The 15,684-nt window shown below is 72.6% G+C and carries 11 protein-coding genes and 1 tRNA gene; 4 read left to right on the top strand and 8 right to left on the bottom strand.

Annotated features, from left to right (window positions below; all coding sequences use genetic code 11):
• Positions 1–11 precede the first annotated feature (11 nt).
• Complete coding sequence (locus MLV88_RS11745; RefSeq protein WP_242353957.1) at positions 12–737, top strand: response regulator; 726 nt, start codon at positions 12–14, stop codon at positions 735–737.
• A gap of 106 nt (positions 738–843) precedes the next feature.
• On the top strand, positions 844–1,050 hold the full coding sequence (locus tag MLV88_RS11750; RefSeq protein WP_242334044.1) for a helix-turn-helix domain-containing protein: 207 nt from the start codon (positions 844–846) through the stop codon (positions 1,048–1,050).
• A gap of 32 nt (positions 1,051–1,082) precedes the next feature.
• Here the strand turns inward: MLV88_RS11750 and MLV88_RS11755 are convergent, their stop codons facing one another.
• Genes MLV88_RS11755 through MLV88_RS11770 form a run of 4 tightly spaced genes read right to left on the bottom strand, consistent with a single transcriptional unit; the run spans position 1,083 to position 4,004 of the window.
• Positions 1,083–1,424 carry an STAS domain-containing protein gene (locus MLV88_RS11755; protein WP_242334047.1) on the bottom strand — a complete coding sequence of 114 codons (342 nt, stop codon included), beginning with the start codon at positions 1,422–1,424 and terminating at the stop codon, positions 1,083–1,085.
• Complete coding sequence (locus tag MLV88_RS11760; RefSeq protein ID WP_242353946.1) at positions 1,421–1,960, bottom strand: slr1658 superfamily regulator; 540 nt, start codon at positions 1,958–1,960, stop codon at positions 1,421–1,423. Before MLV88_RS11760 ends, MLV88_RS11755 begins: the two co-directional genes overlap by 4 nt.
• Positions 1,957–2,613 (bottom strand): hypothetical protein, encoded by a 657-nt coding sequence (locus tag MLV88_RS11765; RefSeq protein WP_242334053.1) that lies wholly within the window; start codon positions 2,611–2,613, stop codon positions 1,957–1,959. Before MLV88_RS11765 ends, MLV88_RS11760 begins: the two co-directional genes overlap by 4 nt.
• Positions 2,610–4,004: a PP2C family protein-serine/threonine phosphatase gene (locus tag MLV88_RS11770; RefSeq protein ID WP_242353944.1), complete on the bottom strand. Its 1,395-nt coding sequence runs from the start codon at positions 4,002–4,004 to the stop codon at positions 2,610–2,612. Before MLV88_RS11770 ends, MLV88_RS11765 begins: the two co-directional genes overlap by 4 nt.
• Before the next feature lie 506 nt (positions 4,005–4,510).
• Here MLV88_RS11770 and MLV88_RS11775 point away from each other — a divergent pair.
• Both MLV88_RS11775 and MLV88_RS11780 read left to right on the top strand, forming a co-directional pair.
• Entirely contained in the window at positions 4,511–10,489 is a 5,979-nt protein-coding gene (locus tag MLV88_RS11775; protein ID WP_242353934.1) for a CARDB domain-containing protein, read from the top strand.
• A gap of 268 nt (positions 10,490–10,757) precedes the next feature.
• A complete protein-coding gene (locus MLV88_RS11780) occupies positions 10,758–12,791 on the top strand; it encodes a serine hydrolase domain-containing protein (RefSeq protein ID WP_243337561.1) in 2,034 nt (677 codons plus the stop codon).
• Positions 12,792–12,913: 122 nt separating this feature from the next.
• On the opposite strand, the gene MLV88_RS11785 is transcribed toward MLV88_RS11780, so the two are convergent.
• The 4 genes from MLV88_RS11785 to lgt form a co-directional block, all read right to left on the bottom strand.
• Positions 12,914–12,986, bottom strand: a tRNA-Phe gene (locus MLV88_RS11785).
• Between the two features lie 117 nt (positions 12,987–13,103).
• Entirely contained in the window at positions 13,104–13,481 is a 378-nt protein-coding gene (locus MLV88_RS11790; RefSeq protein WP_242334084.1) for a hypothetical protein, read from the bottom strand.
• A 293-nt stretch (positions 13,482–13,774) separates the two neighbouring features.
• A complete protein-coding gene (locus MLV88_RS11795) occupies positions 13,775–14,539 on the bottom strand; it encodes an MXAN_5187 C-terminal domain-containing protein (protein WP_243337562.1) in 765 nt (254 codons plus the stop codon).
• A 44-nt stretch (positions 14,540–14,583) separates the two neighbouring features.
• On the bottom strand, positions 14,584–15,666 hold the full coding sequence (gene lgt / locus MLV88_RS11800) for a prolipoprotein diacylglyceryl transferase (RefSeq protein WP_242360652.1): 1,083 nt from the start codon (positions 15,664–15,666) through the stop codon (positions 14,584–14,586).
• Between the last annotated feature and the right edge of the window lie 18 nt (positions 15,667–15,684).

Here is a 15,684-nt window from a genome sequence, read left to right on the forward strand (position 1 = left end):
GACGAGGCGCGATGTGCGCGATCCGCAGGGATCTTCCCGACGCGTTCGACGACGTGCTCCTGCTCGTAGCCCCCGACGATGCGCACCGCCGCATGATCCGCGAGCGGCTCGCAGAGGTCAGGGGGAGCCCGCGACCGGGCCAGCCCGGCGCTCACCCGCGGTTCAAGCTCCTCACGGCCTCGAGCGGCGCCGAGTCGCTGAAGCGCGCTGCCGGGGCCACCATCGCCATGGTGAACCTCGAGCTGCCCAAGGGACCGGGGCTCGAGACGATCCGCGAGCTGCGCGAATCCCACGAGCGCCTCGCGATCCTGGCGTACGCGACGGCGGCGGGGGCCTCGGATGCCATGGCCGCCGTGATGGCGGGCGCGGACTTCTTCTTCGACTGCCACGACGAGTCGAGCGCCGCGCTCGGCCACGCCGTGGATCTCGCGGTCGAGCGCCGGCGGCTCACGCACACGATCGAGCAGAACGAGGCGGACGTGGAGGAGGCGCGTGGCAGGCTGGCGCAGCTCGCGGGGGAGCTCGTCGGCACGATGCCCGGGCTGTGGCCGCTCCGCTCGCGCGAGGACGTCCTGCCGTTCCGCGAGGCCGCGCGCCGCTATCTGCTCGCCGCGACCCGCTTCTTCGCCCGCGACCCCCGCGGCCTCGCGAAGGCGCTCGGGGTCTCCTACTTCTCGCTGCGCCGCCTCCTCGCGCGGTACGACGTCCCGTTCCCCGCCGCGCGGTCCCGCAAGTAACGTACACGCACGGTCTGGTGAAGCCGCACGCTGAGTGGTAGTGTGGGATCGTGCCGTTCTCGCAACCCATGTTGCGGTTTCCGCAACTTCAACTCAGGAGCTCCTCATGCCGCGTCTCGCCGACAAGTTCGCCCTGAACCTCAAGAGCGAACGTCTCCGCCGCAAGCTCTCGCAGGAGGCCCTGGCCGGGAAGGCGCGGCTCTCGGTGTCCTACATCTCGATGCTCGAGCGCGGGCAGCGGACGCCGCCGCTCGAGACGCTCGAGAGCCTCGCCAAGGCCCTGGCCGTCTCGCCGACGTCGCTGCTCGAGTAGTCGACCGCTCGCGCGCGGGCGGCGCGACCGCTTCAGCGGTCGACGCGCATCACGAACTCGGGGAAGAGGGCCGTGAGCGAGCTCGCGAGCTTCTTCTGCCACGGGACCGCGGCGCTCCCGAAGAGCGTGACCTGACAGCGCTTCTCGCGCGCGAGCAGCAGCACGTCTGCGAGCGCGCGGATGCCGGAGCTGTTCAGGAACACCACCTGCGAGAGATCGAGGGAGATCGCGGGGAGCTTCGTGAGCGAGGCGACGATGGGCTCGAACGCCCGCGCGTAGGCCTCGGGCGACTCGAGGCGCATCACCCCGCGCAAGAGCCAGGTCCCGGGCGACTGCCCCGCGTCCACCGAGTAGTCCGGGCGTGGCGCCTTCATCGCTGCTCCACCTCCGCCGCGCTCATGGCCACCCGCAGGCAGACCGTGGCTTTCCCTCCGGCGTCGGCGGGCTCCACGGTGGCCCCGACGGTCGCCCGGTAGTCTCGCGCGAGCAGCGCGAGGCCGAGGCCCCGCCGGTCCTGCAGCCGCTGCCGGAACACGGCGGTCGCGTCGTCGTGCGCGAGCACCGGGAGCAGCTCCTTCAGGCTCGCGACGTGCTTGTCGCTCGCCTCGTTCCGGATCTCGAGCAGCACGACCTCGCCGTGATTGCGGATCGAGGCGCGCGCCGGCGTCCGCGCGTCGGCGCTGAACTTGGCGGCGTTCTCGACGAGCTCGTTCATGACGGTCGAGAGGACGCTGCGTGCCGTCTCGCGCCGCTCGAACCCGTACACCATGTAGTCGGCCATGAAGTCGGCGATCATGCCGCATCGTCTCCACTCGGTCACCAGGTCTATCGGCACCACCTCCATCTCGATGGCGCTGAGCGGCTGGGCGGGGGCCTCGTGGAACGCGCCGAGGACGGTGAGGTTGCTCATCGCTCGTCTCCCAGCCACGGGCCGAGCGCGTGCTCGCCCGGAATGCGCAGGTCGCGGAAGGCGGCCGGTACGTCGAGGTGCGGGATGACGAGGTAGCTGTCCATCGGGTTCCGCTCCGACCGGTAGTGTTCGTGGACCTTGTAGTGGGGAAACGGCTTCAGGTGTCGCGTGCGGATCCCGTGCCGCTCGACCAGGCGCTTCATCGATCGCACGACGCAGAAGGTGACGAGCGGCGGTCGCGGGGCGTCGAGCTCTACGAACGCCCGCGCGTGGGCGAACGCGATGAACAGCGGGCCGAGCCCCGAGTTGAGCAGCCGCGGGGCGATGACGAGCTTCGTCAGCTCGCGCCGCTCGGCGGGCTCGTACTCTCCGTCCACGCCCGCCTCGCGCAGCCGGGCGCGGACCTCGTCGTCGTCCACCAGCCCGAAGCGCTCGACGTAGGTGTTCCGCACGTACAGCCCGGACACGGCCGCGAGCTCGTCGCGGACGAACCCCATCAGGAAGCGGTGCGGCCAGGGCTCGATCTTCCGGTCGAGGTCGTAGGTGTCGCTCGAGAACACCACGCCGTAGCGGCGGTGGTACACCTCGCCCACGAGCTGCCTGCAGCGCAGCACGTCGGCGGAGCGCGCGGCGATCTCGAGCCTCAGCTTCACGCCAGCGCTCCCTCGGGGCGCGCGCGCAGCATGAAGAACGCCACGTCGTCGGCGTAGCGCCGGCCCGTGAAGTCGTCGAGCTGCTCCACCAGCCGCCGGCGAATCTCGGACAGCGGCTCGGCGCCGCACGCGGACAAGAGCTCGCCCACGCGCTCGGCGCCGAACAGCCCGAGCTCGTGCCGGCCGAGGCGCGGCGCCTCGAACACCCCGTCGGTGGCGACGAACACCAGGTCTCCCGGCCTGAGCTCGAGGGTGGCGTCGCCGATGGTCTCGAGGGCCAGGTCCGGCGTGAAGCCGACGCCCAGCGGGAAGTGCTCGAGGGCGAGCGTCTGCACCTCGCGCGAGCGGGCGCGGTAAACGAGCAGGTCCGCGTGACACCCGCTCACCACGAGCCGCCCGTCCCGGTCGTCGCGCCGCATCGCCACGATCGTCATGTAGCGGCGGTCCTCGAGCTGGGCGAGGTTCCGCCACAGCACCCGGTTCACGAGCTGGTTCAGCTCGCGGGGGGTGATCTCGGGGCGGGCCTCGATGATCGACGAGAGCGCGCTGTGGGCCATGAGCGCGAGCAGCCCCGCGTGGAAGCCGTGGCCGACGACGTCCGCCGCGAAGAACCACTCGCTGCTCCCCGTCTTGAAGTGCTGCAGGTAGTCCCCGCCGACCGAGTCGGCCTGCCGCATGTGGCAGGCGAACTCCAGGCGATCGAGCCGGGCGTCCGTGGGCGCGAGCCGCGCCTGGAGGGTGCGCGCGATCTCGAGCTGGGCGGCGAGGCGCGCCTGGCGCTTCGTGACCATCTCGAGCAGCGCCGCGGGCGCGCTGATCGAGATCGCGAAGATCACCAGGAACGCCAGGGTGAACCCGACCGGCGCGAGCGCCTCCCGCTCGCGCAGGAAGACGAAGTCGAGGTTGTGGACCGAGAAGAGGATGCAGGAGAGCGCGAGCGCGCGCCCCTGCGCGTGGAGCGTGGACCAGCGGTCGCGGAAGACCTTGAAGCCGACCGCCACGGTGGGCGCGGCGACCGCGAGCGCTGTGGGCGCCGAGACGAGGACGAACGATCCTCCCGCCGCCGCGACGAGGGCCGAGGCGGCGAGTCCCGCCGCCAGCAGCAGGACGAGCCTGCGCCACGGCACCGTCACCTCGGCCACCGCGGCGAGGAGCTGGGCGAACGCCGCGTTGTTGATGAAGACCGAGGCGAAGCCGATGGTGACGATGAGGTGGTTGTGGGTGAGCGCGCTCTGGAGCAGCGCCGACAGGATGACCGTCGCCCACGCGACGAAGAGCATCCGGAACAGCGCGTCGCGCGTGCTCCGCCACAGCGCCGCCGCGAACACGGCGTTGAGGAGGGCCGCTCCCGCCAGGAGGACGAGGAGGTTCTGCACGACTTCGGAGCGCATTCCGGACTCGCGCAGTATGCCTCACCGACGGCGAACGCGGCAGGGGCTCACACCGGCTCTCGCCGGGCCCGGCGGCGAGGCAGGCGGGCCGACCGCCGCGCGGCGGTCGCCACGCAGGCTCGGCAGGTTCCGGTCGCACGCGGCAGGGAGGCGTCGACTCGTGGTCCGCGTGCGCAGCGCGCTCGCGGCAGCTCGCGCGATCCGCCGCGAGGGACGCCGCACCAACGGTCAAGGCCGGGAGGAGCCCACGCGTGCGACTCGCGCCGGGCAGAGCACGGCCTCACGCTCGTGCGTCTTCCACCAGGCTGCGCGCCGATCGCAGTCGCCCGAAAAGACTCACACTCGTCGTCAACGCCTGATCGCCTGTCTCGTGCGGTGAAGTTTCGCGCCCTGACGAACGAACCCTCGCGGGCTGATCCCGAATTCGGGTGAGGCGCTCTCCGGCAGAGTGGTCTGTCATCCGACCCCACTACAGCCATCCGAGCAGGCGCATGGAGGGGTACACGATGAGGCTACGCGTCGCGCTGTGTCTTTCGCTGCTGGCGGTCGTCTCCTGCGGTCGGCGAGCCGAGCCCGAGCGCTCCCACGAGGTCACCCGTCCTGTGGAGGGGGCCGTCCAGGTGAACGGCTACGCGCTCGACGTGAAGGGGAAGCCGCCCGCGCTCCCGGCCGAGCTCACGGCCGAGGAGGAGCGGGACCTCCCCGCCGTGGCCGGGATGACGCTCGACCCCGCCGCCGAGGTCGTAGAGGTCTCCGCTCCGGCCGCGTCGCCGGCCTCGCGCGGCGATCGCCACGCGGCCGCCGCCGCGAAGCGGAGGAAGTGGATCGTCCAGCTGGACGGCCCCATCCACGAGGCCGACAAGGCGCGGCTCGCCGCGGCCGGGGCGCGGATCGGCGACTACCTCCCCGGATTCGCCTTCGTCGTCTCGATGGACGACGACACGCGCGCGGGCGTCGCGAAGCTCTCGAAGGTCCGCGGAGTCGCGCGCTTCCAGCCGGCGTACAAGCTCTCCCGCGCGCTCAAGGACGAGCATGGCGCGGTCCGCAAGGACCTCGCGAAGTCCCTGCGGCTCCGCGTGCGCGTCGACGCCGCCGACGGTCTGCCGGCCCTCCTGTCCGAGGTCCTGCGTCAGAAGGGAACCGTGGTGCGGGTCGCCAGGGACGTCGCGCAGGTCGAGGTCCCGCCCGGCCTCATCGCCCAGCTCGCGCGGCTCGAGGAGGTCCTCTGGATCGAGGAGGCGCTGCCGGTGCAGCTCCTCAACGACACGTCGCGCTGGGTGATCCAGTCGTACGTCCCCGGCTCGACGCCGGTCTTCGGCGCCGGGCTCGACGGCGCGGGGCAGATCGTCGGCGTCGGCGACACCGGGCTCGACATGGACATGTGCTTCTTCCGCGACCCGAGCGGCGCGGCCGTCGGCCCCGCGCACCGCAAGGTCGCCGGCTACGTGGCGTCGGCGGACGCCTGGGACGGGAACTTCGGCCACGGCACGCACGTCTCCGGCACCGTGGCGGGGGACCAGCGGCCGGTCACGGGGCTCTCTACCGCAGGCGGCATGGCCCCGAACGCCCGGCTGTTCATGACGGATCTCACGCCGGGTGAAGCCAACTACCTCCTCGTGCCCGAGGACCTCGCCGATCTGTACGTCCGTCCCTACGACGCGGGCGCCCGCATCCACACGAACAGCTGGGGCTCCGGCGCGAACTGGTACGACGGGCTAGCGTGGAGCACCGACCGGTTCATGTGGGAGCACAAGGACCTCCTCGTCCTCTTCGCCAACGGGAACGCCGGTCCGACCGACCTCCGCGTCGGCTCCCCCGCCACCGCGAAGAACATCGTCAGCGTCGGCGCGACCGAGAACGGCGACCAGGCCGAGAACGTCGCCTACTTCTCGAGCAACGGCCCGGCCTGGGACGGCCGGCTCAAGCCGACCCTCACCGCGCCCGGCGTGAACATCGTCTCGGCCGACTCGGACGGCCTCCCCGACACCAACAACTGCGGCACCATCGCCTATAGCGGCACGTCGATGGCGACGCCCACCACGGCGGGCGCCGCCGCGCTCGTGCGCCAGTACTACGTGGACGGCTACTGGCCGTCGGGGCTGGCGAGCCCCGCCGACGCCTTCCTTCCCTCCGCGGCCCTCGTCAAGGCGACCCTCGTCAACAGCGCCCAGTCGATGAGCGGCCTCTACACGCGCGGTCCCATCCCCACCATCGCCCAGGGCTGGGGGCGCATCAACCTGTCGAACACCCTGCGCTTCGCGGGAGACTCGAGGTTCCTCGACGTGGCCGACGTCCAGCCGGGCGTCGCGACCGGCGACACCTTCACGAAGTCGCTCTTCGCGATCGGCGGCGCCCCGCTCAAGGTGACGCTCGTCTGGACGGACTACCCCGGCGCGCAGTACGCCGACGTCGAGCTCGTGAACGACCTCGACCTCGAGGTCGTCGCCCCGGACGGCGCGACGTACGCGGGGAACGCCTTCTCGGGCGGGGTCTCGGTCACTGGCGGCACGGCCGATCGGCTCAACGTGGAGGAGCAGTTCTATCTGCCCGATGCGGCCAGGGGCATCTACACGGTGCGGGTGAGGGGCTTCAACGTTCCGTCCGGCCCGCAGCCGTTCGCGCTGGTCGTCAGCGGGGCCGGCGGGATCTCCTCGCGGGGCTTCATCGGCCTGGACCGGGCGCGCTATGGCGCGACCACCCGCATCGAGGTGAAGGTCGGCGATCGCGACCTGAACGTCCGCCCGGACGTGTCCGACGAGGCGTACGTGACCGTCCGCAGCGACGCCGACCCCGCCGGCGAGTTCGTGTGGCTCACCGAGACCGGGCCGGACACCTCCATCTTCATGGGCACGCTGCCGACCGGCCCTGCCCCGGGGGTCGCCCATGACGGCATCCTCGCCGTGACCGAGGGCGGAACCCTCACCGCGACGTACGACGACGAGGACGACGGGACCGGCGCCCCCGCGACCACGAGCGCGACCGCCGTCGGCGATCTCACCCCGCCCGTCATCACGGGCGTCTCGGTGGCGGCGCTCGACCAGGGCAGCGCGAAGATCGCCTGGACGACGAGCGAGCCGGCCTCCGCGACGGTGCTCTACGGGAAGACACAGGCCCTCGGCGGCACGGCCGCGCTCCACTGGCTCGCGACCTCTCACGGGGTGGCCCTCGGCGCCCTCGAGGAGGGGGCGACCTACTTCTTCGCGGTGCAGTCCACCGACGAGGGCGGGAACGTCGCCGTCGACGACGGGGGCGGCACGCCGCGCACGTTCACGACTCCCGTCCTGCCGCCCGTGCTCGGCGTCTACTCCTCGCGGGGCGAGGTGACGCCGGAGGTGGAGACCGTCGTCTTCGGCACGGCCGTGGATCCCTCGGGCGTGGCGTCGCTCACCGTGAACGGCGCCGCCGTTCCGATCCGCGCCGCCGACGGCTACTTCGAGACCCTCGTCCCGCTCGCGCTCGGTGACAACTTCATCACCGTGGTGGCGACCGACGGGCGCGGACAATCGGCCACGACCACGCTCCTCGTCACCCGAAAGCCGCTCCCGGACCTCACCGTCACGTCCGTCACGACCCCTGACGTCGCGGGCCTCGGCATGGCGTTCCCCGTCACCTCGCAGGTCTGCAACATCGGCGGCGAGCTCACCGCCGAGTACTTCAGCGTCGTCTGGTTCGTCTCCGAGGACGACGTGCTCGGGCCGGGCGACGTCGCGCTCGGCTCCGCGAAACGCGTTTACTCTCAGCAAGGGTGCACCAACCTCGCGTACACGATCTCCGCGAACTGGGAGGGCTTCCTCGGTCGCCCTTACCACGTGGGCGTGGTCGCGTTCGCGAGCGACAGCGAGGCCAACGACGACAACAACTACAAGCTGGCGTCGAACGTGACCACGTTCGAGCCGCCCGACCTGACCGTGACGTCGATGTCCGCCCCCGAGCGCCTGGGGACCTCCACCCCGTTCTCGCTCACGACCAACGTCGCGAACCCGGGACGCGGAAAGGCCATCAACGTCATCGTGAACGTGTACCTGTCGACGGACGACACGATCACCACCGCCGACCGCATGCTGGGATGGCAGCAGGTCTATTTCCTCGATGGCGGCGCCTCCGCGAGCGTGACCACCTCCCTGTCGCTCCCGAGCGATCTCCCCGCGGGCTCCTACCGCCTCGGCGCGATCGTCGACGTGGTCGGCTACGTCCAGGAGTCGAACGAGGACAACAACGTGTTCGTCGGTCCACGCGTCGTCGTGGACGGCCCGGATCTCGAGGTCACGTCCGTGAGCGGCCCCGCGACGGTGCTCACCGGCGGGACCTTCACCGTGGAGGACACGGTCACCGCGCGCCCGACCGGCGGCGGCACCGGGCCGTTCAAGGTCGGCCTGTACCTCTCCGACGATCCCGTCGTCACCACCGCCGACCTGAAGATCGGCGAGCGCACCGTCCCCTCCCTCGCCTCCGGCGCCTCCTCGTCGGGGGCCACGGTGATGACCCTCCCCGTCACCTGGGCCGGCGGCGCCTACTACGTCGGGGCCATCGCGGACGTGGCGAGCGAGGTCCTGGAGCTCGACGAGGCGAACAACGCGGCCGCGGGGGGCGCGCTCACCGTGATCGGCCCCGATCTCGTGGCCACCTCCGTCTCCGCGCCCGCGTCCGGCGTCGTCGGCGAGACCCTCACCGTTTTCGACACGATCGCGGCGAGCGCCGCGGGCGGCGCGACGCCGCCGTTCGACGTGGGCTTCTACCTCTCCACCGACCCCGTGATCACGCCGTCGGACCTGCTCCTCGGCTGGCGCTCCGCCGCCGCGCTCGCGCCGGGCGCCTCGAGCTCCGCCTCGACGCCGGTCACCCTGCCGCTCGGGCTCGCGCCCGGCACGTACTACGTGGGCGTCATCGCCGATGACTTCACGTACTGCTTCGAGGACTACCTGTACAACTCCTACTGCTACGGCGGCGACGTCGCGAAGGAGCCCGACGGGACGAACAACGCTCGCGCGAGCGGGCCCATCGTCGTCGGCGGTACGGACCTCGTCCTCACCGAGGTGAGCGCGCCGGCCACCGCCGGCACGGGCCTGCCGCTCGTCGTCCACGACGCCGTCGCGGCGGTCGGCGGGGGGACGGGGGCGTTCAAGGTCGGCTACTACCTCTCGACGGACCCGACGATCACCACGGCGGATCGGTTCCTCGGCTACCGCGCGCTCGGCGGCCTCGCGCCGGGCGCCACGAGCAGCGCCGACACGAGCGTGACGGTGCCTGCGGGGCTCGCGCCGGGGACGTACTACGTGGGCGCGATCGCCGACTACGAGGGCCGCGTCGCGGAGGCGAGCGAGACGAACAACGCCCGCGCCGGCAACACCGTCGCCGTGGCCGGACCCGACCTCACCGTCTCCGCGCTGGCGGCGCCGCAGAGCGTCGGGACGGCGACCCCGTTCTCGGTCACGGCGACCGTCGCGAACCTCGGCTCCGGAGCGAGCCCAGCGACGATGGTGTCGATCTACCTCTCCACCGATCCCGTCATCACGACCTCCGACCTGCGGCTCGGCTACGGCACCTTCGCGATGCCGGCGCCGGGCGAGACGAGCTCGGCGACGCTCACGGTGAGCGTCCCGAGCTCCGTCGCCCAGGCGACCTACTACCTCGGCGCCATCCTCGACCCGTACGACCAGGTCAAGGAGGAGAGCGAGACGAACAACGCCTCCGCGGGCGCCGCCCTCACCCTCGTCCGTCCCGACCTCGCGCCGATCGCGGTCTCCGGGCCACCGGCCGCTCTCACCGGCGAGACCATCACCGTCAGCTACACGCTCTCGGCGCTCCCGACGGGCGCGGGCGCGACGAGCCCGCCGCTCGGGCTCTACCTGTCGAGTGACCTGTTCATCACGCCGCAGGACCTCTCGATCGGGACCGCGTACCCCGGCGACCTCGCGTCAGGCGCGTCGCGCTCGGGCACGGTCACGCTGACGATCCCGGCGGGCATCGCGGGCGGCACCTATCAGCTCGGCGCGTTCGCCGATCCGTACGGCACCACGCCCGAGAGCGACGAGGGGAACAACGGCCTCGCCGGCGGCACCATCGCGATCACCGGGCCCGACCTCGTGGCGACCGCGGTGTCCGGCCCGGCCTCCGCGGTGCGGGGGACCAGCATCCCGGTCGCGAACACGGTGGCCGCGAGCGCCGCGGGCGGCGCCGCCCCCGCGTTCCTCGTTGGCGTGTACCTCTCCTCCGATGCCAGCATCACCGCGTCGGATCTGCTGCTCGGGTACCGCAGCGTCGCTGGGCTCCAGCCGGGCGCGAGCTCGTCCGACACCACCCTCGTGGCGATCCCGCCGACGCTGGCGCCGGGGACGTACTACCTCGGCGTCCTCGCGGACGACTTCACCGTCTGCGAGTTCAACTGGTCCACTGATCAGTACGAGTGCCAGGGCGACCAGGCGAAGGAGCCCGACGGGGCGAACAACGCCCTCGCGGGCGGGGCGATCGTGATCAGCGCGCCCTAGCGGCCTTCGCGGCCCCGGCCACGCCGCTGGCCGGGGCCGGGGCCGGGGCAACCGCGGAGCCCGCGAGGAGCGCGGGTCGAGACGGCCGAGTGTCGCCACCCGGACGGCGCCGGCGAGGCGCGCCCCGCGAATCCCTCATCGCGAGGGCTCCTGGATGGCCACGGCGTGCGCCCCCGGAAGCGTGTTGTCGTCCCGCTCTCCGCATGAAAGCCTGCGACCCATGGTGCGGGGGTTCTCTCTCCGCGCTCTGCTTCGCTGCGGGGGTCCAATGCGCGCTTTCGCCGCCGGTCTTCTGTTCTTCTTCGCCGTCCCCCCGCTCGCGCAGGCGTCCGCACCGCAGCGGCCGGCGCCGGCGTCCACGGCGCCCACGGCGCCCACGGACGGCGCGCCGGCTGCGCCCGCGCCACAGCGGCTCTCGGCCGACGGCCCGAAGACGACCGTGGGCGGCAACCCGTTCCTGGCGCCTGCCGGCTGGTCGCTCGTGGTGCGCGGTCCGGCGACCGTCCTCGAAGCGCCCGAGGGAGACTCGTGGCTGGCGCTGGTCGACGTCGCGGCGTCGGATGCCGAAGCCGCGGTCGCGGCAGCCTGGAAGGCGTACAGGCCCGGCGCGCGGTGGCCGCTCAAGGTGGCGGCCGATCTTCCCGACAAGGACGGCTGGTCGAGGCGCCGCGACTTCGCCTACCAGACGTCGCCGAACGAGCGCCGGGTCGTGTTCGCGAGCGCCCGCTTCTCTGCGGGCGGCTGGACGGTGGTGATCGGCGACCTCTCGCAGCCGGTCGCCGAGAAGCGGCGCGGGCAGATCGTCCTGGTGCTCGGGCGGCTCCTACCGAAGGGCTATGCCCGCGAGAGCTTCGCGGGGAAGAAGGCCGAACCCATCGACGCCCCACGCCTGGCCGAGCTCCGCCGCTTCGTGGAGCGCGCCATGCAGGCGATGAAGGTGCCGGGGGTGGGGCTCGGCATCGTGCAGGGCGGCAAGGTCGTCTTCGCCGGCGGCCTCGGCGTCCGAAAGCTGGGCGACACGGCGCCGGTCGACGGCGACACCCTCTTCATGATCGCCTCGAACACCAAGGCGCTCACCACGCTGCTCCTCGCGAAGGAGGTGGACGAGAAGCGGCTCACCTGGACGACACCGGTCACGTCGGTGCTCCCCGGCTTCGCGCTGGGCGACGCTGACACGACACATCGGGTGCTGATCAGGCACCTCGTCTGCGCCTGCACCGGGATGCCCCGGCAGGACATGGAGTGGCTCCTCGAGTTCGGCGACCTCACACCCCGTAAGGCCCTCGCGGAGCTCGCCACCATGCAGCCCACCAGCCGCTTCGGCGAGCTGTTCCAGTATTCGAACCCCCTGGCGGCTGCGGCCGGGTTCACGGCGGGACACGTCCTTTTCCCGGGCATGGAGCTCGGTGCGGCCTACGACCGGGCCATGCAGGAGCAGGTCTTCGGGCCGCTCGGGATGACCGCCACGACGTTCGATTTCCGGCGCGCGCTGGCCGCGGCCCACGCCGACGCGCACGCGCCGGACGTGGACGGGAAGCCCGCGCTGGCGGTCATGGACGTCAACCGGTCGATCATCCCGCTTCGCCCGGCCGGCGCTGCCTGGAGCAGCGTGCGCGACCTCCTGCGCTACGTGCAGATGGAGCTCGACGAGGGGACGCTGCCGGGCGGCGCGCCCTACGTCGGGAAGGGTCCGCTCCTCGACCGGCGGACGCCGCAGGTGACGATCGGGAAGGACGTGACCTACGGGATGGGGCTCGCGGTGGACACCACCTACGGCGTCCCGGTGGTGCACCACGGGGGCGACATGATTGGCTACCACAGCGACATGATCTGGCTGCCCGGGCAGGCGGTGGGCGCGGTGATCCTGACCAACGGCGATCCCGGTTGGGCGCTCCGGGACGTGTTCCGCCGCAAGCTCCTGGAAGTGCTCTTCGACGGCAGACCCGAGGCCGACGCTCAGGCGACGGCCGCGGCGAAGACGTTCTTCGACGAGCTCGCCGCCGAGCGGAAGCTCCTCACCGTCCCCGCCGACGCGGCGGAGAGTGCCCGGCTCGCCCCGCGCTACGCGAGCACGGCGCTCGGGAGCATCGCGGTGAGCCGCAGCGGCGCCGCCACCGTCTTCGACTTCGGCGAGTGGCGGAGCGAGGTGGCCTCGCGCCGGAATCCGGACGGCACCATCTCGTTCCTGACGATCGCCCCCGGAGTGCAGGGGCTCGAGTTCGTGGTCGGACGGGGCGCCGGCGGGAAACGAGCGCTCACGGTGCGTGACGCGCAGCACGAGTACCCGTTCATGGAGGACTAGCGGTCGCGTGAGGGCTCGGAGGTCCCGCGGGCCAGCCAGTGGACCGCGCGCCGCCCCCGAAAACCAGAAGGCCCACCAGACCTCGCGGTCTGATGGGCCAGATGTTCGAGCGAAGATGAGTGTGCCTGGGGGCGGAATCGAACCACCGACACGGGGATTTTCAGTCCCCTGCTCTACCGACTGAGCTACCCAGGCGAACGGTCCGCGACGGGCCGGGGGGCCCACCGCGGGGAGCGTTCTACGATCGACCGGGGCCGGAAGGCAAATCGAAAACGCGGCCGCCGCCGGAGGGCCTGAGACGGCGGCGCGCGCCTACTCGGAGCGATCGGCTCGGGCGGCGGGCGACGGCTCGTCCAGCGGCCCGCCGCGCGCGGCGACCCGCGAGTTGTGCAGCGACGAGCGCGCCTGGCGCAGCGCGGGCGGCGGCGGCGCCATCCGCCGGGCGATGTCCTCGGCGTGCTGCTCGAGCGAGGCGCAGGCGATGGCCGTCACGCCCTCGTGCCGCTCGCGCATCTCCCGCCAGAAGCGGACCCGCGCCTGGTTCACCACGAGCCGGTCCTCGAGGTGATCGAAGGTCGCTTCGAGCTCCCGGCGCTCGGCGGCGAGCCGCGCGCGGTGGACCTCGAGCTCCCTCGACGGCCCGCAGGCGCCCGCGAGGGCGACGGCGGCGAGAAGCGCGAGCGTTCTCAAGCGGACCTCCCTCCAAGGGCCACCGGGCGTCGCGCCTCGGTCCGCAGGAACGTCTCCATGTCGGCGCCGGACCACATCCTCCGCGCGAGACGGCCCCGGGTGTGAGCCACGGGCGGAAGCCCGCTTCGCCGCGGCGGAAAAACCGCACGGGCCGTGCCGGGCGGGTCCCTCCCGGTTGGAGCGCGCCCCGGAATCGACGAGGCCCGCGCCGGGCGCGCACGGGCGCGACCGGGGAAACCATTCGTTTGGCGTGAAACGAACGAAGCGGCTGGGGACGCGGCCCGCCGCGCGGCCTAGACCTTCGGGATCGCCTTCAACACGGCGCGCCCGTCCTTCACCTCGACCTTGAAGTCGACGGACCTCGCCTTGAAGCGCGTCATGAGCTCCGGCACCTGCTTCGCGACGCTCCTCGCGACCGCCTCGTAGGTGAGGCGCGAGACATCCTCGTTGCACTGCTTCTTCGCGGCGACGTAGGCCTCGTAGAGCGCCCGGAGCTGGGCCTCGCCGACGCCGCCGGGCGCCGGGGTCCGCGACGCCGCCGGCTGCGGCGGGCGGGCGGGCACCGCGGGCGGGCTCGCGGCCGCGGCGGGCTCGACGGGCGCCGGGCCCGCGCCCTCGGCGGCCGCCTTCCCGCCCGCCTCCTGCGCGCGCTCGGCCTTGGCGCGAGCGTGCAGCCGCGCCTTGAAGAGATCGCGCTTGTAGGTCCCCTCCTCGCGCTCGCGCGCGCTGCGCATCCAGAGGCGCTCGTACGAGAGGTAGCGCGCGTGGAGCGCCTGGATGCGGAAGCGCAGCCCGGCGTTCCGCGTGAACGCGCCCTTCACCCGCGCCACGTTGCGCTTCAGCTCCTCGCGCCAGCGCACCGGCTCGCGCCGCTCGATGCCGAGGAAGTACTGCTCGTAGCGGGCCTTGAGGGTCTCGAGCTCCTCCTCGAGGCCCTGCACCGCCTCGGCGAGCTCGTCCTTGCCGCGGCGCGACCTCGAGAGCGGATCCTCGGCGCCCAGCGCGCCCTTCGCGAGCGGGGCTCCGGGACGTGCGGGCGGCTTCGGCGGGACGGGCACGCGCGGAGTCTATCGGCCGCGCGCGGAGGCGATCAACGTTCCCGCTACTGCGCGCCCGCCGCGGCGATCGCGGGGCGCTCCTTGCGCGCACCCACCCACACCGCGACGCCCACCGCGAGGATCAGGAACGACGTCCACTGGCCGGCGCCGAGTCCCAGGTAGACGCCGCGCTCCACGTCGCCGCGGAAGAGCTCGACGACCGTGCGCAGCACCGCGTAGGCGAGGAGCCAGCTCGCGAGCACCTGGCCGTGAAAGCGCTTGCGGGGCCGGATGACGAGGGCGAGGAGGAGGAACAGGGCGAGCTCGCCGAACGCCTCGTAGAGCTGGGTGGGGTGGAGCGGGAGCGTCGTCGCCCAGCCGGCGGCGAGGTAGTGCGCCGGCTCCGGGCGCTCGAGGAACGTCTTGTAGGCGAGCGACTCCGGCGGGAAGCGCACCGCCCAGGGCAGCGACGGATCCGCGAGCCCGCCCCAGCAGCACCCCGCGCAGAAGCAGCCGAGCCGGCCGAGGAAGTGGCCGAAGGCGACCGAGGTGATGAGCGTGTCGGCGTGGGCGAGGAACGGCATCCGGTGCCGGCGCATGTAGAGCGCGGCCGCGAGCGCCGCGCCGATGAAGCCGCCGTAGAAGACGAGGCCGCCCTCCCAGATCGCGAGGACGCGCGGGATCCGCCCGAGGGGCGTCGCGACGAAGGCGCTGCCTGAGCCGAAGTACGTGCCGGCGTTCACGAGGATGAAGTAGACGCGGCTCCCGGCGAGCGCGGCGACGAGCACCCAGAAGGCGAGGTCGGCGAGCCGCTCGGCGTCCTGGCCGACCCGGCGCGCCTCGCGCTGCGCGAGCCAGATGCCGATGACGAACGCCGCGGCGATGAGGAGGCCGTAGGCGTGGACGGGCAGCCGGAGCCCCCGGTCGAGGAGCCCCGCGCGCCAGAGGGCGAGCACCGCGGCGGCGAGCGCGAGGCTCGAGAGCCCGTCCGCGCGGAAGGCCTGGCCGACCGAGAGCGGCTCGTCCGCGCGCCGCGCCGCGCGGAGCCGCGACGCCGCGCGTCCGACGACGGAGATGACCAGCACCGCCAGCGCCACGAGCTTGCCGAGGCCCGCGGGGACGACGAGGTGGAGGAGGATGGGGTGCATTCGGATCCCTTCGGCGCG

The organism is Anaeromyxobacter soli, assembly GCF_022808855.1.
Classification (GTDB): domain Bacteria; phylum Myxococcota; class Myxococcia; order Myxococcales; family Anaeromyxobacteraceae; genus Anaeromyxobacter; species Anaeromyxobacter soli.